Annotated in this window: 20 protein-coding genes and 1 pseudogene; 14 read left to right on the forward strand and 7 right to left on the reverse strand. The window is 42.9% G+C overall.

All coding sequences use genetic code 11. The features are described 5' to 3' along the window. Positions 1-45 precede the first annotated feature (45 nt). On the reverse strand, positions 46-2493 hold the full coding sequence (fadE, locus tag AAC852_RS10500; RefSeq protein ID WP_340620992.1) for an acyl-CoA dehydrogenase FadE: 2448 nt from the start codon (positions 2491-2493) through the stop codon (positions 46-48). Between the two features lie 258 nt (positions 2494-2751). Here fadE and lpcA point away from each other — a divergent pair, with 258 nt between their 5' ends. After that, positions 2752-3333 (forward strand): D-sedoheptulose 7-phosphate isomerase, encoded by a 582-nt coding sequence (gene lpcA, locus AAC852_RS10505; protein ID WP_340620993.1) that lies wholly within the window; start codon positions 2752-2754, stop codon positions 3331-3333. A gap of 34 nt (positions 3334-3367) precedes the next feature. After that, complete coding sequence (locus AAC852_RS10510; RefSeq protein WP_340620994.1) at positions 3368-4135, forward strand: class II glutamine amidotransferase; 768 nt, start codon at positions 3368-3370, stop codon at positions 4133-4135. Here AAC852_RS10510 and AAC852_RS10515 read toward each other — a convergent pair. Further along, positions 4106-4846 carry a L,D-transpeptidase family protein gene (locus tag AAC852_RS10515; RefSeq protein ID WP_340620995.1) on the reverse strand — a complete coding sequence of 247 codons (741 nt, stop codon included), beginning with the start codon at positions 4844-4846 and terminating at the stop codon, positions 4106-4108. The genes AAC852_RS10510 and AAC852_RS10515 overlap by 30 nt on opposite strands. 430 nt (positions 4847-5276) lie before the next feature. Here AAC852_RS10515 and AAC852_RS10520 point away from each other — a divergent pair, with 430 nt between their 5' ends. The 8 genes from AAC852_RS10520 to nqrM all read left to right on the forward strand — a co-directional run bounded on the left by AAC852_RS10520 (position 5277) and on the right by nqrM (position 12557). Then, positions 5277-6620, forward strand: coding sequence for a Na(+)-translocating NADH-quinone reductase subunit A (locus AAC852_RS10520; protein WP_340620996.1), 1344 nt, complete (start codon positions 5277-5279; stop codon positions 6618-6620). 3 nt (positions 6621-6623) lie between these two features. Further along, positions 6624-7862, forward strand: coding sequence for an NADH:ubiquinone reductase (Na(+)-transporting) subunit B (locus AAC852_RS10525; RefSeq protein WP_340620997.1), 1239 nt, complete (start codon positions 6624-6626; stop codon positions 7860-7862). Further along, on the forward strand, positions 7855-8649 hold the full coding sequence (locus AAC852_RS10530; protein WP_340620998.1) for a Na(+)-translocating NADH-quinone reductase subunit C: 795 nt from the start codon (positions 7855-7857) through the stop codon (positions 8647-8649). Before AAC852_RS10525 ends, AAC852_RS10530 begins: the two co-directional genes overlap by 8 nt. Beyond that, on the forward strand, positions 8642-9271 hold the full coding sequence (locus AAC852_RS10535) for an NADH:ubiquinone reductase (Na(+)-transporting) subunit D (RefSeq protein WP_047685294.1): 630 nt from the start codon (positions 8642-8644) through the stop codon (positions 9269-9271). The genes AAC852_RS10530 and AAC852_RS10535 overlap by 8 nt, the downstream gene beginning before the upstream one ends. Before the next feature lie 8 nt (positions 9272-9279). Then, a complete protein-coding gene (nqrE, locus tag AAC852_RS10540; protein WP_038263259.1) occupies positions 9280-9876 on the forward strand; it encodes an NADH:ubiquinone reductase (Na(+)-transporting) subunit E in 597 nt (198 codons plus the stop codon). Between the two features lie 15 nt (positions 9877-9891). After that, complete coding sequence (nqrF, locus tag AAC852_RS10545) at positions 9892-11118, forward strand: NADH:ubiquinone reductase (Na(+)-transporting) subunit F (RefSeq protein WP_047685297.1); 1227 nt, start codon at positions 9892-9894, stop codon at positions 11116-11118. A gap of 128 nt (positions 11119-11246) precedes the next feature. Next, a complete protein-coding gene (locus tag AAC852_RS10550) occupies positions 11247-12320 on the forward strand; it encodes an FAD:protein FMN transferase (protein WP_340620999.1) in 1074 nt (357 codons plus the stop codon). A gap of 12 nt (positions 12321-12332) precedes the next feature. Beyond that, positions 12333-12557, forward strand: coding sequence for a (Na+)-NQR maturation NqrM (gene nqrM, locus AAC852_RS10555; RefSeq protein ID WP_340621000.1), 225 nt, complete (start codon positions 12333-12335; stop codon positions 12555-12557). A gap of 104 nt (positions 12558-12661) precedes the next feature. On the opposite strand, the gene AAC852_RS10560 is transcribed toward nqrM, so the two are convergent. Together AAC852_RS10560 and AAC852_RS10565 are read right to left on the reverse strand one after the other, a co-directional pair. Then, positions 12662-13180 carry a sigma-70 family RNA polymerase sigma factor gene (locus tag AAC852_RS10560; protein WP_340621001.1) on the reverse strand — a complete coding sequence of 173 codons (519 nt, stop codon included), beginning with the start codon at positions 13178-13180 and terminating at the stop codon, positions 12662-12664. A gap of 135 nt (positions 13181-13315) precedes the next feature. Next, positions 13316-15637: a TonB-dependent hemoglobin/transferrin/lactoferrin family receptor gene (locus AAC852_RS10565; protein ID WP_340621002.1), complete on the reverse strand. Its 2322-nt coding sequence runs from the start codon at positions 15635-15637 to the stop codon at positions 13316-13318. 252 nt (positions 15638-15889) lie between these two features. On the opposite strand from AAC852_RS10565, the gene AAC852_RS10570 reads away from it, so the two are divergent. After that, the gene (locus AAC852_RS10570) at positions 15890-16417 is read left to right on the forward strand and encodes a YtxH domain-containing protein (RefSeq protein WP_340621003.1); all 528 of its coding nucleotides are present in this window, start codon (positions 15890-15892) and stop codon (positions 16415-16417) included. A gap of 75 nt (positions 16418-16492) precedes the next feature. Here the strand turns inward: AAC852_RS10570 and betA are convergent, their stop codons facing one another. Genes betA through betI form a run of 3 tightly spaced genes read right to left on the reverse strand, consistent with a single transcriptional unit; the run spans position 16493 to position 20310 of the window. Beyond that, a complete protein-coding gene (betA, locus tag AAC852_RS10575; protein WP_340621004.1) occupies positions 16493-18187 on the reverse strand; it encodes a choline dehydrogenase in 1695 nt (564 codons plus the stop codon). 27 nt (positions 18188-18214) lie between these two features. Then, complete coding sequence (betB, locus tag AAC852_RS10580) at positions 18215-19693, reverse strand: betaine-aldehyde dehydrogenase (RefSeq protein WP_340621005.1); 1479 nt, start codon at positions 19691-19693, stop codon at positions 18215-18217. A gap of 35 nt (positions 19694-19728) precedes the next feature. Continuing rightward, on the reverse strand, positions 19729-20310 hold the full coding sequence (gene betI / locus AAC852_RS10585; protein ID WP_340621006.1) for a transcriptional regulator BetI: 582 nt from the start codon (positions 20308-20310) through the stop codon (positions 19729-19731). Positions 20311-20519: 209 nt separating this feature from the next. Here betI and AAC852_RS10590 point away from each other — a divergent pair, with 209 nt between their 5' ends. The 3 genes and pseudogenes from AAC852_RS10590 (at position 20520) to AAC852_RS10600 (ending at position 24518) form a co-directional block, all read left to right on the forward strand. Next, complete coding sequence (locus AAC852_RS10590; protein WP_340621007.1) at positions 20520-22562, forward strand: choline transporter; 2043 nt, start codon at positions 20520-20522, stop codon at positions 22560-22562. A gap of 95 nt (positions 22563-22657) precedes the next feature. Further along, a pseudogene (locus tag AAC852_RS10595) lies at positions 22658-22826 on the forward strand (IS1 family transposase); the annotation flags it as partial. 486 nt (positions 22827-23312) lie between these two features. After that, on the forward strand, positions 23313-24518 hold the full coding sequence (locus AAC852_RS10600) for an iron-containing redox enzyme family protein (RefSeq protein WP_340621008.1): 1206 nt from the start codon (positions 23313-23315) through the stop codon (positions 24516-24518). The last annotated feature ends 5 nt before the right edge of the window (positions 24519-24523 follow it).

The raw sequence follows: 24523 nt of genomic DNA on the forward strand, positions 1-24523 counted from the left end.
TACTTATTTATATCTGTACTATTTTATATCTGTACTATTCCAGCATTAGGCTGCTTTAGTTTGTTGCTGATTTTTAGACTTTTTTGTTGCATTCGGGACAGCAAAGGCATCTGCTTCAAATTCATCAACATTGATTGAACGCAGTCTGCTGACTTCTGCGCGTTTCAGGATATCAGCTTCTTCCTTAGTAATCTTATTATCCGCTAATGCTTTTTCAGCCAACTGATCCAGACGTGTGAAACTCAGGTTTTTACCTGCTTCACGGCTCAGGCGGGCATGAATAGGCTCTGCGGCAATAATGTCATGCAATGCTTCTTCCAATAATCCATGAGGATTATTCTCACTTGGTGTCAGATATTGCCCACGGCCAACCCGGTCACGAGTTGCGGATGGTGTTTGTAATATCTGTGCCAGTTTGTGATCCAATTTATCGGATGGTGTAGTATGTGAACGACCTAATGGGAAGATGATAACTCGCATTAAACCGGCAATCAGGCGATTAGGGAAGTTACGCAGCAAATTGTTCAGGGCCTGTTCTGCCTGATGCAAGGCATCCTCTGCAGCCCATTGAACCAGTGGTAAATCTTCTTTCTGACGACCTTCATCTTCGTAACGTTTTAAGGTTGCTGTTGCCAGGAAAAGTTGACTCAGAATATCACCTAAACGGGCGGAGATACGTTCACGACGTTTCAAACTGCCACCCAATACTCCCATGGAAACATCGGACATTAGGGCAAGGTTTGCACTCAGGCGATTGATGTGCTGATAGTAACGACGTGTTGCATCATTGACCGGGGTATTGCTGGTTCTGCCACTGGTAATACCTAACCACAGGCTGCGTAACGTATTGCTGGCAACGTGTCCTAAGTGACCGAACAATGCTTTATCAAACGCTTTGACATCATTGTCTTCTGCTGCGGCTATTTCAGCCAGAACATAAGGATGGCAGCGGATTGCACCTTGACCAAAGATGATCATGCTACGAGTCAGAATGTTCGCACCTTCTACGGTAATGGCGATAGGGGCACCCTGATAACCACGAGCCAGGAAATTGGACGGGCCGAGGCAGATACCTTTACCACCAGCGATATCCATTGCATCAATAATGGAACGCTGTCCTCTGTGGGTACAATGATATTTCACAATAGCAGACAGAACGGCAGGCTTTTCGCCCAGCATAATGCCGCTTGTGATCATTGTTGCCGCAGCATCCATCAGATAAGAGTTACCTGCGATGCGGGCCAGTGGCTCTTCAATACCTTCCATTTTACCGATAGGCAGTTTGAATTGACGGCGGATATAAGAGTAAGCACCGATAGCCATAGCTGCGCTTTTCAATCCACCAGTTGCATTGGATGGCAGGGTAATACCACGACCAACAGACAGACACTCAACCAGCATACGCCAGCCTTGTCCTGCCATTTTCGGTCCACCAATGATGTAATCGATAGGAACGAAAATATCTTTACCGCGGGTTGGCCCATTCTGGAATGGAATATTTAAAGGAAAATGACGATGGCCGATTTCAACACCTGGGGTATTTGTTGGGATTAGGGCACAAGTTATACCCAATGATTCAGTTTCACCCAATAAGTGTTCCGGGTCATACAGTTTGAATGCCAGACCCAATACAGTTGCGATAGGAGCAAGAGTAATATAACGCTTGTTCCAATTCAGGCGCATACCGAGTACTTGTTCGCCTTGCCATTCGCCCATACAGACGACACCAGTATCAGGAATTGCCCCTGCATCTGAGCCGGCTTCCGGGCTGGTCAAAGCAAAACAAGGGATCTCTTCGCCACGGGCGAGGCCGGGAAGATAACGTTTTTTCTGCTCATCTGTACCATAGTGCTGCAACAGTTCACCAGGTCCCAATGAGTTAGGTACACCAACAGTTATCGCCAGAATACCGGAGACACCTGCCAGTTTTTGCAGAACTTGTGATTGTGCATAAGCTGAGAATTCCAGACCGCCGTATTCTTTTTTGATGATCATGGCAAAGAAACGGTGTTTTTTCAGATAGGCCCAAAGCTCTGGAGGTAAATCAGCTAATTCATGGCTGATTTGGAAATCATTTGCCATACGGCAGGCTTCTTCCACGGGGCCATTGATGAATGCTTGTTCTTCAGCGGTTAACTGTGGTTTTGGATAATTATGCAATTTATTCCAGTCAGGGTTACCGCGGAACAGATCACCTTCCCACCATGTTGTACCAGCATCAATCGCTTCTTTCTCTGTACTGGACATACTTGGCATAACTTTGCGGAATGCTTTCAGACCAGGCGCAGAAAATAGAGAGATACGGGTTGGAGTGAAGACAAGCGGGAACAAGATAATAGCGAGTGGTAACAGCAACCAGTAGCTCCAAAGACCCGTAACACCCATGATGAATGTATAGGCAATAAGCAGTAAGCTGCTGACAGTCAGGCTGACTTTGCGGTAACAAAGTGCGCCAATCAAGACTAAAAACAAAATAATGCTGAGGACGGTCATAGTAAAACTCCTGTAAATCTCAGGTTGAGTCGTCAGAGGTCTGACCTGTTGTGATGTCCTTCTTTTTTAGATGAGGAAGAGACAATTATCAATATATTTACATCTTAATTACAATCTGGCTCACAAAGTCATTAAAGTTTTTGGTGGGAGAATTTCTTAGAGAGGTGATGGTATCTTCTTTCAGGGGGTGGAATCCGTTACACTGGGTAATTGTTGTTATTAATCCCGAAGCCCTTTCCTTTCAGGAGTATGAGTCCCATGTATCAAGATCTGATCCGCAATGAGTTATCCGAAGCCGCAGAAACGCTGGCTAATTTCCTCAACGATAATACAAATATTGAGGCCATTCAAAAAGCGGCCGTTTTGTTGGCTGATTCATTTAAGGCGGGAGGAAAAGTGCTTTCGTGTGGTAATGGCGGTTCACATTGCGATGCTATGCATTTTGCGGAAGAGTTGACAGGCCGTTATCGCGAAAATCGCCCAGGATATCCTGGTATCGCTATTTCTGATCCCAGCCATTTATCCTGTGTTAGCAATGATTTTGGCTATGATTATGTGTTTTCCCGTTATGTTGAGGCCGTTGGTCAAAAGGGGGATGTTTTGCTCGGAATTTCGACTTCGGGCAATTCCGGTAATATTATTAAGGCAATTGAAGCTGCCCGCACAAAAGGGATGAAAGTCATTACGCTGACGGGTAAAGATGGCGGTAAAATGGCAGAAACTGCAGATGTTGAAATTCGTGTACCGCATTTTGGTTATGCGGATCGTATTCAGGAAATTCATATCAAAGTAATCCATATTTTGATTCAGTTGATTGAAAAAGAAATGGTAAGAGTCTGATTACAGATTGTCAGGTGCAGGTTAGAGGTAGGCAATGTGTGAATTACTTGGCATGAATGCCAATGTACCAACGGATATCATTTTCAGTTTGAGTGGCCTGATCCAACGTGGCGGGAATACCGGTCCTCATAGGGACGGTTGGGGGATCACTTTCTATGAAGGGTTGGGTTACCGAACTTTCAAAGACCATCAACCCTGTTATTATTCACCTGTTGCCCGCTTTATTCAGGGTTATCCGATCAAATCTGAGGCCATTATTGCTCATATTCGTCAGGCCAACCGTGGCAATGTATCTCTGGTCAATACCCATCCGTTTACACGTGAATTGTGGGGCAGACACTGGACTTATGCTCATAATGGGCAATTGAAAGGATATCGTCACCTGAAAACGGGAAATTATCGTCCGGTTGGTGAAACTGACAGTGAGCGGGCGTTTTGTTGGATATTGCACCGATTATCAATCAGATATCCTAAGCGGCCTGCTAACTGGTCCGCGGTGTTCCGTTTTATTGCATCATTGGCAGATGAACTCAGGGAAAAAGGGGTATTCAATATGTTGTTATCTGACGGGAAATTTATGATGGCCTATTGTTCGACACAATTGCATTGGATTACCCGCCGGTCACCTTTCGGTAAGGCGACATTGCTCGATCAGGATATTGAAATTGATTTTCAGCAACATACCCACCCTGATGATGTGGTATCAGTGATCGCAACTCAGCCTTTAACGCATAATGAAACCTGGAATAAAATTGAGCCGGGAAGCTATGCTTTATTTCACCTTGGTGAACGCATATTCTGATTGATTTTTCCGAGCAGATGGAGGTGTCACGCTAACAATATATTGCCCTCTGATGACATTGACAGTAGCAGGTATGCCGTTTTTGATAAAATATTCATAGGCAGGCTGTAACTGCTCCCAAAATGAGTAATTAATGTTATTGTGATGGCGTCTCATATTTGATGGCGTCATCCTGAAAGGGTAAATATTAATCTTAATTTCACGTTGCCCATGATGGAGTGCACTTTCCGCATATCGATATATCTCATCCATATAACGATTAGTCATGGCGTAGCAGCCAATGGATTTACATTCACCATGGATCATTAAATTCTTACCAGAATAACCTCGGTATTTATCAAATTCGTTAGGAAAGCCCAAATTAATGGCCCGATAATAGCTGCTATCCGGCTTTAACTGTTTAAGGTTGACGTGGTAAAAACCTTCCGGGCTTTTGAAATCACCGGTCAATATCTTGGGGCCAAGACCACCGGAGTAATTACAGACAAGGTATTGTTGGGTTAATTGATAATGTCCGGTGCTGTTTTTGGTATAGAGTTCAAGAACTTTTTCTTCTTTGAATATTTGAATGAAGATCTCAGCACCGAGTTGTCTTAATGGTGAGTGTTCACTTAATGAGTAATTCCTTGATAATGCGCCTTTAGCCAGAGTAAAAATTGGTATATTGGTAAGAAGTAAAATGAGTGAGAAATAAATAAATTTTTCTTTCATAACATCGCTACCTAAAAGTTAATAAATTAATGAAATACTGAGTCTAAGGTTATCAGGTCATGGCAATATGCTGAGTAAATATAACCGCAATATTGGGTCCCCATAAAATAATCGATTGCGCAAAAAGCGCTCCTTTGTCGGGAAAAATGAGGCTTAGGCTCGGATTTATCGAGTAGTTAACGGTTCAGCAGAGAAATTATTTTTATTTGCTTGAGCTAAATCACTCGATTAGTCAGACAGCGTTTGGGGGAAATGTTAGAATTGTTGCCGGCGAAACTTAAGAAAATATTGTAACGATTATCGGCATGAATAATTTGAGGCATATGCCGCTCAACGTGTTTTTTATTACTGAAGTCGCTGCATTATCCCAGGGAAATTCCACAGGATGATCTGTAGCATATGATTTAACTGATAAACTTGTGCAAATCTTATGATTAAAATTAAAAAAGGACTCGACCTCCCGATAGCAGGAGCGCCTGCCCAAGTTATAGAAGATGGTCCGACGATTCGCCATGTCGCCTTATTGGGCGAAGAATATGTTGGAATGCGTCCTTCTATGCTGGTTAAGGAAGGTGAGCATGTCAAAAAAGGGCAAATTCTTTTTGAAGATAAAAAGAATCCAGGGGTCGTTTTTACCAGTCCCGCAAGTGGGAAAGTTGTTACCATTGGACGCGGAGAGCGTCGTGTACTGCAATCTGTCGTGATTGAAGTGAGTGGTGATGAGCAAATCACATTTGATCGTTATGATCGTGCAGAACTTGCTGGTCTGACTCGTGAACAGGTAGAAAAAAACCTGCTCGCATCAGGGCTGTGGACGGCATTGCGTACACGTCCTTTCAGTCGTTCACCTGTCCCCGGTTCCACACCAAAGGCAATCTTTGTCACAGCAATAGATACACAGCCATTGGCTGCTGATCCATCTGTTGTTATTGCGACGCAGGAAGAGGCCTTTGTTGATGGTCTGAATATTCTGTCAAAACTGACAGAAGGAAAAATCCACGTCTGCCACGGTGCTGGAAATATTCCAAATGCAGGGAACAATTCTCAAATTACTTACAACCAATTTGTCGGTCCACATCCGGCAGGGCTGGTTGGAACGCATATTCATTTCATTGAACCAGTCAGTGCCCAAAAAACAGTATGGCACTTGGGGTATCAGGATGTTATCGCTATCGGTAAGTTATTCACAACCGGTGAACTGTATACTGATCGCGTAATCTCTCTGGCAGGGCCGCAGGTTAAATCACCACGTCTAGTTCGTTCCCTTCTGGGCGCTGATTTGCTGGAGTTGACACAAGATCAGTTGAAAGAAGGTGAGAATCGCATCATTTCCGGTTCTGTACTGTGTGGTATGAAATCAGATGAAGTACATCATTATCTGGGACGTTTCCACATTTTGGTCTCTGTTCTGGCTGAAGGGCGTGAAAAAGAACTGTTTGGCTGGATTGCACCGGGAGTTAATAAATTCTCCATTACCCGTACTACTATCGGTCACTTCCTGAAAACGAAACGTTTTGCTTTTTCAACCACCACAAATGGCGGAGAGCGCTCTATGGTGCCAATCGGCAACTATGAGCGGGTGATGCCGTTGGATATTATGGCTACTCATCTGCTTCGTGACTTGCTGGCGGGAGACACTGACAGCGCTCAGGCATTGGGTTGTCTGGAGTTGGATGAAGAAGATTTGGCACTGTGTACTTATGTTTGCCCAGGTAAATATGAGTATGGTCCGGTACTGCGTGAAGTGCTGACTAAGATTGAGCAGGAAGGGTAATTCATGGGCCTGAAAAATTTATTTGAGAAAGTAGAACACCACTTTGAGGCCGGCGGCAAACTGGAAAAGTATTATCCTCTCTATGAGGCAGTAAGCACCGTTTTTTACACTCCGGGAACAGTGACAAAGGGAACCGCCCACGTCCGCGATGCCATCGATCTCAAGCGTATGATGATTCTGGTATGGATGTCTGTTTTTCCGGCCATGTTCTGGGGAATGTATAATGTAGGGAATCAGGCGATACCTGCATTGACCCATCTATACAGTGGAGAGGCATTACAGCAGGTTCTGGCTTCTGACTGGCATTATATATTGGCCCAGTATCTTGGTGCATCACTGACACCTGATGCAGGGTGGGGCAGCAAAATGTTACTGGGAGCAACCTATTTTCTGCCAATTTATGCTGTCGTTTTTGTGGTTGGTGGCTTTTGGGAAATCTTATTTGCCATTATCCGCAAACATGAAATCAACGAAGGCTTCTTTGTCAGCTCTATTCTGTTCGCACTGATTGTTCCACCAACACTGCCATTGTGGCAGGCGGCACTGGGGATTACTTTTGGTGTCGTAGTTGCAAAAGAAATCTTTGGTGGAACAGGTCGTAACTTCCTTAACCCGGCTTTGGCGGGGCGTGCTTTCTTGTTTTTTGCTTATCCTGCCCAAATTTCAGGTGATTTGGTCTGGACTGCGGCTGACGGTTTTTCTGGGGCAACTCCACTGTCTCAATGGGCGAATGCGGGCCAGCATGCTCTGATGAACACCATCACCAGCCAGCCTGTAACATGGATGGATGCTTTCCTTGGTAATATCCCCGGCTCAATTGGTGAAGTTTCTACCCTGATGATTTTCATCGGTGGTGCCATTATTCTGTTTGCCCGCATTGCTTCATGGCGCATTGTTGCAGGTGTCATGATCGGTATGATTGCAATGTCCTGCCTGTTTAATGCGATTGGTTCAGATACTAATCCAATGTTCGCCATGCCATGGTATTGGCATATGGTTCTGGGTGGCTTTGCTTTCGGTATGATCTTTATGGCGACAGATCCAGTATCTGCTGCATTTACGGACAAAGGAAAATGGGCGTACGGTATCTTGATTGGGGTGATGTGTATCCTGATCCGTGTTGTAAACCCGGCTTACCCAGAAGGGATGATGTTGGCGATTCTGTTTGCTAACCTGTTCGCGCCACTGTTCGATTATCTGGTCGTACAGGCCAATATTAAGCGGAGAAAAGCCCGTGGCTAATGATAAACCAAAAAATAATGACAGCATCGGCAGAACGTTTCTTGTTGTTTTTGTGCTGTGCCTTGTATGTTCGATTGTCGTTGCGGGTTCAGCCGTAGGTTTGAAAGCACAGCAACAAGAACAAAAACTGTTGGATAAACAACGTAATATTCTGGATGTTGCTGGTTTGCTAAAACCAGACATGACAACAGCAGAAATCAAAGCCACTTATAATAGCCGTATCCAGCCAAGATTGCTTGATTTGAAGACAGCAACGCTCGAAAAAAGTGAGGGTAATTTTGATCTGAATAATGCCCTGCGCAGTGATGAAACCAGCATAGCTTTATCTCCAGAACAGGATCTGGCGAAAATTCGTCGCCGTGCTGATAGAGCAGAAATCTATCTGGTTAAAGATGGAGATGGCAAAACGACTGAGTTGGTATTACCGGTATATGGTTCAGGTCTGTGGTCAATGATGTATGCCTTTATTTCCATTGATGTGGATGGCGTAACATCTCGCGGTATTACTTACTACTCTCACGGCGAAACACCGGGATTGGGTGGTGAAGTTGACAACCCACAATGGCGTAAGCAATGGGTCGGCAAAAAACTTTATAACCCGCAAGGTGCTCCGGCGCTCAGAATCGTTCGTGGTGGCGCGGGTGATAATCCTTATGGTGTAGATGGTTTGTCTGGCGCGACTCTGACGTCTAACGGTGTTCAGCATATGTTTGATTTCTGGTTGGGTGATAATGGTTTTGGCCCGTTCCTGAAAAAAGTACGTGAGGGAGCCTTGAAAGATGGCTGATAGTAAAGAGATAAAACGCGTCCTTCTTGGGCCGCTGTTTGATAATAACCCAATTGCATTACAGGTTTTGGGTGTGTGTTCAGCATTGGCTGTAACCACCAAACTGGAAACTGCATTGGTGATGACGCTTGCTGTAACACTGGTAACAGCATTTTCTAACTTTTTCATTTCGTTGATTCGCAATTACATTCCGGGCAGTGTGCGAATCATTGTACAGATGGCGATTATTGCATCGTTGGTTATTGTGGTAGACCAGATTTTGCGGGCATATGCCTATGAAATCTCGAAACAATTATCTGTGTTTGTCGGCCTTATCATCACTAACTGTATCGTAATGGGGCGTGCAGAAGCCTATGCCATGAAATCGCCTCCAGTGGAGAGTTTCATGGATGGTATTGGTAACGGTTTAGGCTATGGTGTCATTCTGTTACTGGTGGGCTTTTTGCGCGAGCTGTTTGGCTCAGGAAAACTGTTGGGTATTACTGTGATGGAATCCATCAAAAATGGTGGTTGGTATCAGCCTAATGGTCTGTTTCTGTTGGCCCCAAGTGCATTCTTCATCATTGGTATGCTGATTTGGGGTCTGCGGACTCTGAAACCTGAGCAGGTTGATAAGGAGTAATAGACAACATGGAACATTATATCAGTTTATTTGTCCGTGCCGTCTTTATCGAGAATATGGCGTTATCCTTCTTTCTCGGTATGTGTACTTTTCTGGCAGTGTCTAAAAACGTCAAAACTGCTTTTGGTCTGGGCGTTGCCGTAACGGTTGTTTTGGGAATTTCTGTTCCTGCCAATAACCTTGTTTACAATTTGGTACTCCGTGATGGAGCCCTGATTGATGGGGTTGATCTGAGTTTCCTGAACTTCATTACTTTTATCGGTGTGATCGCTGCACTGGTGCAGATTCTGGAAATGATCCTTGATCGTTACGTTCCCGCACTTTACAACGCACTGGGGATTTTCCTGCCGTTGATTACGGTGAACTGTGCGATTTTCGGTGGTGTTTCTTTCATGGCACAGCGTGACTATAACTTTGGCGAATCCATTGTATATGGTTTCGGTTCCGGTATGGGCTGGATGCTGGCCATTGTTCTGATGGCTGCTATTCGTGAAAAAATGAAATATGCGGATGTTCCGGCAGGTTTGAAAGGACTGGGGATCACCTTTATTACCACCGGATTGATGGCATTGGGCTTTATGTCCTTCTCCGGCGTGCAGCTCTAAAGGAGAGAAGAATTCATGGATATAATCATTCTAGGCGTAGTAATGTTTACCCTGATTGTGTTGGCGCTGACGGCAATGATTTTGTTCGCAAAATCGAAGTTAGTGAACACCGGGGATATTAAAGTTGAAGTCAACGGCGATGAGGAGAAAAGTTTTACAGCTCCCGCTGGTGACAAATTGTTGGGTATGCTTGCCAATCAGGGCATTTTCGTTTCTTCAGCTTGTGGTGGCGGTGGCTCTTGTGGCCAATGCCGTGTGAAGATCAAAGAAGGTGGTGGTGACATCTTGCCTACAGAGCTGTCTCACATTAACAAGCGTGAAGCAAAAGAAGGCTGCCGTCTGGCATGTCAGGTTAATGTTAAGCAAGACCTGAAAATTGAGTTGCCGGAAGAGATCTTCGGCGTTAAGAAATGGGAATGTGAAGTTATCTCTAACGATAATAAAGCGACTTTCATTAAGGAATTAAAACTGAAAATTCCTGAGGGGGAAGTTGTACCATTCCGCGCAGGTGGTTACATTCAGATTGAATGTCCTCCACATGTTGCTCGTTATGCTGATTTTGATGTACCGCAGGAATATCGCGAAGATTGGGATAAATTTAATTTGTTCCGCTATGTTTCTGAAGTCAACGAGCCGACAGTTCGTGCATACTCAATGGCGAACTATCCGGAAGAGCATGGCATCATTATGCTGAACGTGCGTATTGCCACACCGCCGCCAAGAAACCCTGATGTGACACCGGGTATCATGTCTTCTTACATCTGGTCATTAAAAGCTGGTGATAAGGTGACGATTTCCGGCCCGTTCGGTGAATTCTTTGCGAAGGATACCGATGCTGAAATGGTATTCATCGGTGGTGGTGCAGGTATGGCACCAATGCGTTCTCACATTTTTGATCAGCTAAATCGTTTGAATTCCAAGCGTAAGATCTCTTTCTGGTATGGTGCCCGCTCCAAGCGTGAAATGTTCTATACCGAAGATTTCGACCAACTGGCGGCAGAAAATGAAAACTTCACCTGGCATGTTGCGCTGTCTGATGCCTTGCCGGAAGATAACTGGGATGGTTATACAGGCTTTATTCACAATGTCTTGTATGAAAACTATTTGAAAGACCATCCGGCGCCAGAAGATTGTGAATTCTACATGTGTGGGCCTCCGGTCATGAACGCTGCGGTCATTAAGATGCTGAAAGACCTTGGCGTAGAAGATGAAAACATTATGCTGGATGATTTCGGTGGCTGATGATCTGAATCAGATCATGATCTATACCCTATGGATTTCACGATTGAAAAGCGACGGGTATATAACACTTTGATTTAACGATAAGCGCCCACATTTAGTGGGCGCTGACGATTCAGAAAGAGTAAGTTATGTTGAGTAAAAAAATTATCAACAGGGGTATATTGATGTTGATGGCCGTGCTGTTATCAGCATGTGGTGGCCCAGAACAACAGAACCTGAGTGGGCAAACGATGGGGACTTATTACTCCATCAAGTATGTTGCTGATTCGTTGGCATCTTCCCCGGAAAAACTGCAAAAAGAGATTGATCGTTTATTGGAAGAAGTAAACGATCAAATGTCCACTTACCGGCCAAATTCTGAATTGAGTCGTTTTAATCAAAGTCGTGAAGTGAATAAACCTTTTCCGGTATCCGCAGCTACAGCGAAAGTGGTTAAGGAAGCTATCCGTATTAATCAATTGACGGATGGTGCTTTAGATGTGACTGTTGGGCCATTAGTGAATTTGTGGGGATTTGGACCGGAAGGACGAGTGACTAAGGCGCCAACAGATGAAGAATTGGTAACGCGTCGTGCGTGGATTGGGATCGATAAATTATCTGTTGAAGGCAATAATCTGATTAAATCCATTCCCGAATTATATGTTGATCTTTCCTCCATTGCTAAAGGCTACGGCGTTGATGTGGTCGCGGAATATCTGACTTCCCAGAATATCAGAAATTACATGGTTGATATTGGTGGTGAAGTTCGCACATCAGGTAACAACGGTAAGGGTACGCCGTGGCGAATTGCGATTGAAAAGCCATCCGATAGTGGAATGACGCAAAGTGCTCAGGAAATTATTGAACCCGGTGAGATGGCTGTTGCGACATCGGGTGATTACCGCAACTATTTTGAACAGCATGGTGTGCGTTATTCTCACACCATTGATCCTAAAACAGGTAACCCTATCAGACATAATCTGGTCTCGATTACGGTTATTGCACCGACCTGTATGAGCGCAGACGGTTTTTCTACGGGTCTAGATGTGTTAGGGCCGGTTAAGGGAATGGAATTAGCTGAAAAACTGAACATTCCGGTCTTTATGATAGTCAAAACTAAAGATGGTTTTGAAGAACGTTATAGCCCGGCTTTTAAGTACTATTTACAAAATAAAAACAACAGGTTACAAGATAAAAATAACGGGTTACAACAGAAAAAATAAGAGGGAAAGGTTATGGAAGTTTTTATCGCAGCCTTTATCTTTTTCCTGTTGGCTTTTGTGGGGATGGCATTAGGCTATATCTTTAAGCGCAAAAGTATTCAGGGAAGTTGTGGAGGCTTGGGAAGCATAGGTGTTGAAAAAGTTTGTGATTGTCCTGAACCTTGTGATGCACGTAAAAAACGTATGGCAAGGGAAGCTGCCCGCCATGCTCAACTGAGGAAAAACCGCATTCTTTGATGATATTCTTCTTGAAAAAAATCAGCCACCAGTTAAAAAATTGCGTTTGAAGGATAGCCCGCTGTGAGACAAAACAGCGGGTTTTTTATCGGCTTCTTTCAAGATCAAAGCAGGGTATTAAAAGGATGACACTTCCTGTGAGCTTGCTGCAAGTAGCTTTTCACTGAGCTCATTGAAACATCCAGATTTGCTGCCACATCTTTATAGTGCATTCCTTGTAGCCGTGTTAGCAGGAACGCTTGTCTGACTTTTTTCGGCAGTTCATCAAGGATCTTATCTATCCTCTCTAATTGTTCTAACAGTGTAAGCTGATATTCTGATGGGCATACAGTATTGTTCGGTATTGTACTGACAGATTCCAGATAATTGTCTTCGAGTTTTTTCCGGCGGTAGTAATTAGCGATAGTCCTGCGGGCAATGGTAATTAAAAAAGCTCTGGGATGGCGAACATCAGCAAGATCTGAAAATTGCATCAATTTGATGAAAATGTCATGGGCAAGATCTTCTGCATGGTGTGAATAAACACAGTTTTGTTTGATCCAGTTATATAACCAATTGTGGTGTTCGCAGTAGAGTTGTTGGGCTATTTCATTGTGCCCGAATGTGCTTTTTTGCACAGCCATGTGATATTGCCTGATGGAGTAGAATAAAAACGATAATGATTATTATTTTTATTTAATTAGTGGAAGTCAATGGGCATTGCAGTGATAATCCCCTTAAAAATTAAGAGGATTATCAGTTGAATCGTTAAGTGTTAGTTAGAATTGCTGTGAAATACTGAATTTGTAATTACGGCCAATACCAGAAACAGCTTCTCCTAAGTATGGATAGTAATCACGGTTGAACAGGTTATCTACAGTGATCCGTGCTTCAAAGCCTTTCATAAGAGACGGGCGCCAGCTTGCAAACAGGCCGTGCAGGGCATAGCCTTTGGCTTTTGGTAATGACCAATATCCAGCTTCTGGGTCGTCATCTACAGGTGAACGATCTTGTTTACGGATAAAGTCACCTTTCCAGCCCATTGTCATTTGCAAGAGCGGGATTTTAAAGCCGAACGTGGTGTGCAATGATGTTGGCGGTATTTGATCCCACCAGGTTTTATGTCCTATCCATGGGTCACGCGGAGAAGTATCACGTTGTCCACGTATCGTGGAGTAAGATAACTTACCAAACAGAATGGCGCTATCGTAGAAAGTTTCTATTTCCAACCCTTGTATGGTGTAGCCGGGTAGATTGCGGTGATTCGATAATGGTTTTCCACATGCATTAGATAAACCACTTTTATGGTGTTCCTCACAATAAATTCCACGTCTTTTGAAAATTTCATCTTTTCCCCGATTATGGAATAGCGTAGTACGGATTTGTAGACTGTCATTCTCAAGCATCAGATTATCGTAATCAAAAATGGCACCAAATCGTATTCCTGTCATTTTTTCAGTACTTAGGTTACGGCTGGAGCCCGGAACGGAGGTTCCTTCTGACTGAACCTCATATTGTTCATCTACCAGTGGTGCTCTCCATGTATGGCTGATGTCTGCAAATAGTGAGAGATTCGGAGTAGTTTTCCACATTAAGCCCAGATGAGGTGTCCAGCCAGTATAAGTTACACTGCTGTAGTCATGATTGGCTTCGGGGGATTTATTGTTAAAACGAGGGGCCTTATTTTCTTCACCCGTATTTTTTACATGGTCATAGCGCACTCCTGGTGTAACTGTAACGCTACCCAGCTTCAGAGAATCCTGCATATAGAGACTGTAGGTATGCTGAGTGCCCGATGGCATATAGTGAGGCTGATAATAGCCGTAATTATACTCAGCATTGTTTTGTATATTTTTACTTTTACTTTTATCGAACATTAAAACGTTGCGCTGATTCTTATGCCAACGGGTTCCAGCTATTAATTCATGCTCGATTACACCTGTTGAGAACACACTATTATTGTTGATCTCAACCATATTGTCGGTGTAATCCGTCCAACTTTTGTTCCCCATTGAGCCACTGAAAAAAGAAGCAGCGTTTCTTGGGCGACTATCGTTTTGTTTGGTTTTGGAATAAGCGTAAGTCAGTGTCAGATTAATCCATGGATTATCTTCGGGGGCGATATTCCATTTGGCGGAATAGTTTTGATCGATTTGATCACGGAAAATCAGTTTTCTTTTCCAGGCGCCATTCCAACCGTATTTCTCTACATCAACGGCTGATGGAACGGTCATCTTATCCCGTTTAGCCGCCCACGGCTGCCAGCCATCCGATTCAGAGCGCATCGCAGATAAACTTATTGTATGCGCATCACTGGGGTAGAAATTGGTTTTCAATAAATAGGATGTTTGATTGTTTTGTGAAAACTCAAAGCGTGTGCCATCAGGGCGCTGGATATTATGACCATCGCGTTTGCTGAAATACAGTAATCCATCAGCGTAGCCATTGGCATCTCTGCCATATAATGCAGCACTGTTGATCCACTGTCTGTCATTGGTATGGTAGCTTTGTTTAATAAAACCACCCCAATCCTCATCAGGGCGCAATAAATCGCTGGCGTCTTTGGTCACAATTTTAACCGAGCCACCAAACCCACCGTTGCCATTCAATATATTATGTGGCCCTTTATCCACATCAATCCGTTTGATTAATTCAGGTTCGATAAAGATGGAACCCTGGCGGTATTTCTCAAACCCTTTTGGGGCATCATCCAGTGTCACTTTGACATCTTCTTGGTCACCCATCCCCCAGATATTTAATGTTTGTCCGCCGGGACGTGGTGAACCAGACATTGAAACGCCGGGAAGTTGTCCAAGCAGCTCAGCGATATTATCCGCCTGAGTACGGTCAATATCTTCCTTTTTAAGTGCAGAACTACCCGCACTGGTGCTGTTATGTGTACTCCCTACAACAGAAAGCGTAGAAAGCTGCATCACCTCATTTTTCTTTTCTGACTTTTGTTTTGAAGGAATTTCAGTAGCCGAAACTGAGCCGGAAAATACAGTGCCTAGCACCAGAGTGCCAGAGAATGTTCCGCTTAAAATTTTTCGGATAAAAGTTGCGATTGGGTGTTTTTCTAAATTTTGACTATTATTTGCCATAAATTTCCCGGAAAGTGTCTGTGTGAAATATTGCATTGTTATAAGTCACCCAGGAAAGTAAATCGGGTAGATGAAAATGAGAATTATTTTTATATGTGTATTTTTTAACGGCATGCTTTTTATCAGTACAGTTTTTTTATAGGCATCGTTTTTATAGACATCGTTTGCTGCAAAGTGCTTATGGGATGTTGTGGTATAAAAACCAGGACACTCATTCGCAAGGTTATTTCCGTAAGTGCAAGGGGTTAATCAATGAAGAAGATTCTTAGTACACTGTTCTTGGTAGGAATTGTGGCATTTATTGCAGGTTGTGATGATGCTTCCAAAAAAGCGGAGGATTCAACCCATCAAACTGAAGATAGTGCGTCTCAAATGAAAACGGATACTGAGCAAAAAAACTCAGGAATGACGGATACGGACAATGAAAAAGAAAAACCACAAGGCATGAAAGACAATGCTACGGGCGGAGAACGTGAGTCGGTAGATAAATCCAGGGAAACACAGGGTAACATCAACCATTCCACTCATGATGCGGTAAGTCAAACGCAATCTTCCAAGACGGCTGATGTAAAGGATGATGTGACAAAATCTCTAAATGACGCAGCGGATAAGGTGGCAGCCAAAGCGGGGGAGGTACAACAACAGGCCACGGATAAAATTAATCGGTTTGCAGATGAAATAAAGTCGAAGACGAAAGAAATCAAATCGGATACTGATAAAAAAACGGATGATTTAATCAATAGTCTTAAAGGTGATAATAGTAAAAAAGAGGAAGGTTAATTCAGTGTGCCAGAATTTATCACTCTGATAATTTATTTATATAGGAAGGGTGATCTGAACGTGATCACCCTTTTTTCAGGAAATTTTTGATGATGTGTTGACCGGCGATTTACGTACCGGAGCACCATTGGCGACATAATATTTTGCCTGACTACGGGGCAAAGGGGTATGTCCCCGGATTTTATCGCCGATTTTCTCTGCCATCATGATGGTGGTGGCATTCAAATTGCCGGTAATAATTTCCGGCATAATAGACGCATCAATGACACGCAGGTTTTCAACACCATGCACTCGCCCTTGACCATCAACAACCGCCATTTCATCAAATCCCATCTTACAACTACAGGATGGATGAAAAGCTGTCTCGGCACGTTCACGAATAAAGGCATCCAACTGCTCATCTGTCTGAATATCAGCTCCGGGGCTTATCTCCCGGCCACAATAAGGCGCAAGTGCGGGTTGTACCATGATTTCTCGTGTGATGCGAATGGCATCGCGGAATTCCTGCCAGTCCTGTTCTGTAGACATATAGTTAAACAAAATACTTGGATGCTGGCGTGGGTCACGTGACTTAATTTTCACACGTCCCCGGCTTGGAGAACGCATCGAACCAACGTGAGCTTGAAAGCCATGTTTATTGACTGCATTACTGCCATTGTAGTTAATGGCGACAGGTAAGAAGTGATACTGAATATTGGGCCAGGCAAATTTTTTACTGGAGCGGATAAAACCGCCAGCTTCAAAATGATTGCTGGCACCAATACCCGTGCCTTTAAATAACCATTCAGTCCCAATCATCGGTTGGTTATACCATTTCAAAGAAGGATAGAGAGAAACAGGTTTGAGGCACTCATATTGCAGGTACATTTCAAGATGATCCTGAAGATTTTGTCCTACACCGGGCAAAATATGTATCGCAGGAATACCAAATTCATGCAATACATCTTCAGGGCCAATGCCTGAACGTTGCAAAATCTGCGGGGAAGCGATGGCTCCGGCACAGAGCAAAACTTCTTTGCGTGCTTTGGCCTGTGTCAATATTAAACTATTACTTTGGTAGAAATCGACACCAACGGCAGTTTTACCCTCAAATTTGATGGTGTCTGTTAGTGCATGAGTAATAATGGTCAGGTTAGATCTCGATTTGGCTTGATCCAGATACCCGCGTGCAGTGCTGGAGCGACGCCCTCTGGGCGTGACAGTGCGATCCATTGGGCCAAAACCTTCTTGCTGGTAGCCATTCAGGTCGTCAGTGCTTGGATAGCCAGCCTGAATACCGGCTTCTACCATCGCATGAAAAAGCGCATTATTGCCTGCTTTGGGGGTGGTAACGCTGACAGGGCCATCTCCACCATGATAATCATTCGGACCAATATCCCGTGATTCTGCTTTGCGGAAATAAGGCAGACAATCGAGATACGTCCAGTCTTCCAGACCGGGGTGTTTTGCCCAATTATCAAAGTCCATCGCATTGCCACGGATATAGCACATACCATTGATCAATGACGATCCGCCTAATCCCTTACCCCGTCCACACTCCATGCGACGGTTATTCATGTAGGGTTCAGGATCGGTTTCATAAGCCCAGTTATAACGGGTTCCCTGCAAAGGGTATGCCAGCGCTGCTGGCATTTGAGTACGAAAGTCGAATCGGTAATCTGGCCCACCTGCTTCTAGCAACAGGACAGTAACATTCGGATCTTCCGTCAAACGAGTTGCAAGCACATTACCCGCTGAACCAGCACCGATAATAATGTAGTCAAATACCATTGTTATCTCCTCTGTTTCAGTTGTGGATTAAAATAGGGATTCGAAGTTTCCTAGTTCAACCTGTATTGATTTAATCTGTGTATAGTGTTGTAGAGTAACCAGCCCATTTTCGCGCCCGACACCAGAATGTTTGTAGCCACCCACTGGCATAACTGCGGGTGATTCTCCCCATGTGTTGATCCAGCAAATCCCGGCTTCTAATTGGTGGATAACACGGTGAGCACGGGATAAATCTTTCGTCACTACTCCTGCGGCAAGGCCATAATCTGTGTTATTAGCACGAGCAATGACCTCATCTTCTGTTTCGTAGGTCAGGATACACATTACCGGGCCGAAAATTTCTTCCTGGGTAATCAGCATGTCATCGGTACAGTCGGTAAATACGGTTGGTGCAACAAATGCCCCTTTCGCCAGAGCACCGTCCATTAAGCGTTTGCCGCCATATAGCAGACGGGCACCGGAATTTTTGCCGCTTTCTATGTAGCGCAAGACAGATTCCATATGCGGGAAGCTGACCAATGGTCCAAAATTGGTATTCGGATCAAGCGGTGAGCCAATGCGGATCCGTTTGATACGTTCAAGAATTTTATTTTCAAAATCAGGAGCCAGTGCTTTCGGGATAAAAACGCGTGTGCCGTTGGTACAGACCTGACCTGAACTGAAATAATTTGCCATCATGGCAATATCAGCAGCCCGATCCAGATTGGCATCATCGAAAATGATCAACGGAGATTTACCACCCAGTTCCATTGTGACTTCTTTCAATGTTGATCCGGATGCGTTAGCCATTACTTTCTTGCCGGTGACAATACCGCCGGTAAAAGATATTTTGGCGATTTTCGGATGGACAGCCAGATAGTGGCCTACTTCATATCCCATGCCTGTCAGGACGTTAAATACTCCGTCAGGTAAACCTGCTTCAGTGTAAATTTCAGCGAGTTTCAGGGCGGTGAGGGAAGTGACTTCACTGGGTTTGAAAATCATGGCATTACCGGCCGCCAGCGCGGGTGCTGATTTCCACAATGCAATTTGGATTGGATAGTTCCATGCACCAATACCTGCTACGATACCTAGTGGTTCACGGCGCGTATAGATGAAAGAGGATTCACGCAATGGAATTTGCTGGCCTTCAATCGCAGAGATCAGACCGGCATAATATTCCAGAACATCGGCACCGGTAAGGATATCAATTACCTGAGTCTCAGAGAGCGGTTTGCCGGTATCCAGTGTTTCCAGTTCGGATAACTCATCATTGCGCTCACGGAGAATATCTGCCGCTTTAAGTAAGATCCGTGAACGCTCTACCGCAGTCATTGCTGCCCAGATTTTCTGTCCTTTTTGGGCACTTTCCACAGCCAGTTCAACATCTTGTTCAGTTGCCGCCTGTAGTTGAGCAATGACTTCACCATTGGCTGGATTGATTGCATCAAAAGTGTTTCTGTCAGGGTTGGTGCTATCAACATAAGCACCGTGGATATAAAGCTTCTGTAAACCAAAACGGGTCATAGAGTCTCCTTAGGTCAGAACTCAGGGTACACCAGTTATCTGAGTTTCTGCTCGATATAATCAATAGTAATAGTGAAGGCACTTTCTATATCAAAAGGCTTGCTGCTTAAGGCACTTCTCAGCCAGATACCGTCAATCAAAGCTGCCAGCCCTTGTGCTGCCAGTTGCGCTTCTCTTTTGGGCAGAACCCTTCTGAATTCAACACAGATATTGGAATACAGGCGACGTTCATTCACTTGTTGTAATCGGTATAAATTGGGTTGGTGCATGCTGCTGGCCCAAAAAGCCAGCCAGGTTTTCATGGCTGCACTATTGATTTGGCTGGCGTCAAAATTTCCTTCAACGATGGCTGTTATCCTTTGAGCCGGCGTGGCATTGTCGAGTAGCCGTAACCGTCGTGCTACAGCCATTTTGAGTTGATGCAATAGATGCCGCATAGCCGCTTCAAGTAATCTGTTCTTATCTTTGAAATAGTGACTGATAATACCGTTAGAAACCCCGGCTTTTCTGGCTATCTGCGCAATACTTGCTTCCTGCATTCCAACTTCATTGATGACTGCTAATGTTGCATCAATGAGTTGTTGTTTTCTTATCGACTGTATTCCAATTTTGGGCATGGCCTGACACTCAGAAAATCAATGATTCGGCCGCTATTAAACTTTTTTTTAATTGAATGTTCAATCAAAATTAAATATGTTTTATTACAATATTTTCACAATTAAGGGTTGGGATTATTGAGAGTGATTTAAATTTTTATTTATTATTCATTATGTTATTAGCATTATTCTTTTTTGTTTTTTCTTTTTATTAATTTCAGGAACTGCCTATGAATACACAAGACAGTCCAAAAAATAGTCAGAAGGATACACTGAACTCTGTCGTTTTTTTTATCTCAGCAGTATTAATTATTGTCTTTTCTCTTTTCACGTTTTTCTTTACGGATACAACGAGTATCTGGATAAAAAGTACGCTGAATTGGGTAACTAAAACATTTGGCTGGTACTATCTGCTTGCTGCAACGCTTTATATTGTCTTTGTCATATTTGTTGCCGCTTCCCGTTTTGGTTCTATCAAACTAGGGCCGGAACAATCTAAGCCCGAATTCAGTTTGCTCAGTTGGGCGGCGATGCTGTTTGCTGCCGGGATAGGCATTGATTTGATGTTTTTCTCAGTAGTTGAACCGGTTACACAATATATGCGTCCACCTACGGGGAAAGGGGAAACGATTGAAGCAGCTCGTCAGGCGATGGTGTGGACATTGTTCCACTATGGCCTGACGGGCTGGTCTATGTATGCTCTGATGGGGATTGCACTGGGATATTTCAGTTATCGTTACAACTTGCCATTAACTATCCGTTCAGCGCTCTATCCTATTTTTGGCAATCGTATCAAAGGGCCTATCGGTCATACCGTGGATATTGCTGCGGTGATAGGGACGATTTTCGGTATCGCAACTACATTGGGAATCGGTGTGGTGCAGCTAAATTACGGTTTGAAAGTGCTTTTTGGGTTGCCACAGGGCTTAGGTGTTCAAGGGGGATTAATACTGCTTTCGGTGATCGTGGCAACGGTATCTGTCACCTCTGGTGTGAACAAAGGCATTCGATTTTTGTCCGAATTGAATGTGTTACTGGCATTAGGATTGATTCTATTTATCCTGTTTGTGGGGGATACAGAATTTTTGTTTAATGGACTGGTGCAGAATGTTGGTGATTACATCAGCCGTTTTATGAGCATGACACTCAATAGCTTCGCATTTGAACGCCCGACCGAATGGATGAATAACTGGACACTGTTTTTCTGGGCATGGTGGGTTGCCTGGTCACCGTTTGTTGGATTATTCCTTGCGCGTATTTCCCGTGGTCGAACAATTCGCCAGTTTGTAACGGGAACTCTGGTTATTCCATTTGTTTTTACGCTGCTTTGGTTATCCATTTTTGGTAACAGTGCGTTATATGAAATTCTTCACGGCAATCGGCAATTAGCTGAAACAGTATTGAACCATCCAGAGCGGGGTTTTTATAACCTGTTGGCACTTTATCCGGCTTTCACTTTTAGTGCTTCCGTTGCTACGATCACCGGGCTGTTATTTTATGTTACATCGGCTGATTCGGGAGCATTAGTTTTAGGTAATTTCACATCTAACCTCAGTGATATTAATAATGATGCACCAAACTGGCTGCGAATATTCTGGTCTGTGGCGATTGGTGTGCTGACATTGGGCATATTGATGACGGATGGTATCTCTGCTTTACAAAACACCACGGTAATTATGGGCTTACCATTTAGTTTTGTGATCTTCTTTATTATGGCGGGGTTGTATAAATCGTTACGGGTGGAAGATTTCCGTAAGGCCAGTGCATTACAGAATACATCCCCAACATTGGTACATGACAATGGTTCTTTGAACTGGAAGCAGCGCCTGAGTCGTATGATGCATTTTCCGGGAACGAAAAGTACCCAACGTATGTTGGATATGATGTGTCGCCCTGCGATGCAGGAAGTTGCAAAAGAGTTGGAATTACGCGGTGCGAAAGTGCAGTTTAGTACTCTGCATTCGGAGGAGGACAAGCGTCTTAGCCCGCTTGAACTGATTGTTGATTTGGGGGAAGAACAGAATTTTATTTATCAGATATGGCCGCAGCGTTATTCCGTACCCGGATTTACCTATCGTGCGAGGTTGGGTAAGTCTTATTACTTCCGATTGGAAACCTTTCTGATGGAAGGCACACAGGGTAATGATTTAATGGGCTATACAAAAGAACAGATAATCAGCGACATTCTTGATCACTATGAAAAACATCTGAATTTTATTCATCTGAACCGTGAAGCGCCGGGACAGACTTTGATTTTCCCAAGTGGAGGATAAACCAGAGTTGGCCTGCAATAATTAATATAGCAGGCCATACCCGTTCCATTGGGTATATTCGATCACACATTCAACGCGTTGTTCTTTAGGTATATTTGGATAACGTGGAAATTCAGCTTATCTGCGAATTTGATGAAATGGGAGCCTTTTGTTGGAAACAAAAAGCAACAACGTTAGCTATGGTATGCTTGGAAATCCCGGTTAAAGCGTATCATTGCACATACTTTCGGAAGACGAAGTCAGAAAACACGCAAGAAACTTTTGAAAAAACTTGGTTGCCGATGTGGATTGAGCAAATAATGAATAATAGACGTCAGTAGCCCCTAACAGTAAGTGTAATTCTTATCATATTATTTATGTCATAGTTTTTAAGCGACATATCAGCAGTCAAATAACATGCATAATAAGAATAAATATCATTTTATTAACAATGGTGAATTAAATATAGCATTAATATCACATCTCGCTATTAATGTTTAAAAATCTGATTAACTTACTTAATTAAATAAAATTTAACTCACTAAAATAATAACAATAAAAAATCATATAATTTTGTTCTAAGTTTTATTATCTAAATATTAAGGCTATATCAAAATAGGGAATGTTTTTTATTGATCTTAGTTATAATGATTTATTTATCTCTTTGATATTAATTAACTTTGTTTTAATTATTGTGATTTAAGTATTGGTATAAAGACACCGAGTTAATACAATAATAACTATATTATTAATATAAAAAAGAGGGTAAAAATGAGCTTAAAAATAGAAGAAAAGAATTCAAGTCTACCTCAAGAAAATATAAATGATATATGGATTGACTGGTTGGACTCGAAAGAGTTGCAGAATCTGACAAGACACCCTGTACTCCAGGCGTTTAGTCATGGCACTGCCAGTGAAGGTATGCTGAAAACGTTTTTAATTCAACATTATTACTATTCCCGCTATTTTACACGTTATCTGATCGCACTTATAAGTAAATTACCTTTATTAGAAGATATACAAGATCTTCTTGAGAATTTATTGGGAGAAATAGGATTAGAGGATAATAATAAAATCACCCATGCAGAACTTTTTCACAGAACATTAGCAACTGTCGGAGCTGATATAAATAGCCAAAAACCTTTTGAAAACACAACTGCTATGATTGATTCTATGCTTACTTATTGTCTTGCTGACGATCCTTTAGAAGGTTTATCAGCAATGTGCCTTGGTGCTGAAGCTATTGTTCCCTTAATTTACAAGCCCGTATTAGATTTTTTACTCACATTAAACTACGATAATGATGCAACAGAGTTCTTCAGTCTTCATATTGAAGAAGATGAAACTCATGCAATTAAAATGTTCAGCATAATGACTAGGTTAATTGGCCAAGATGAATCATTACGTCTCAAAGCCATTCATATTGGCAGTCAAATGGTAAAAAATCGTATCAAAATTCTAGATGATATCTGGAATAGCATTAATGAGAAAGGAGAAAATATTAATTTAAACAATCAAGAAAAGCATACTTCATTTAATTCTTATGATTTTTTTCGTGTCAATAATAAGTTGCTCTCTTATATTCCAGAATCAGAAAAATTAATTCATAAAAATGTCACAAATAGTAATAGTTATAGTGAGGAAAATTTTTCAAAAGAAAGAAAACATAAAGTAAATATAGTTAATTTGCCAGCTAAAACAATTAGTATGACATTAGGTCACCTTGACCCTAATCAATCTACTAATTTACATCGACATAATTATGAAACCATTATTTATATTATAGAAGGAAAAGGAATGTCTAAGATTGGATATAATAATATTGAATGGTCAGCAGGAGATGCCATTTATATTCCACCTTGGGCTGAACACAAACATATAAATATATGTAAAGAAAAATGTCTTTATATTGCTTGTGAGAATGCACCACTATTACAAAACATAGGCAATATTGCATTACGAGAAGAATTAGAATAACTCAT

It is taken from the genome of Xenorhabdus siamensis, assembly GCF_037996745.1.
GTDB lineage: Bacteria > Pseudomonadota > Gammaproteobacteria > Enterobacterales > Enterobacteriaceae > Xenorhabdus > Xenorhabdus indica.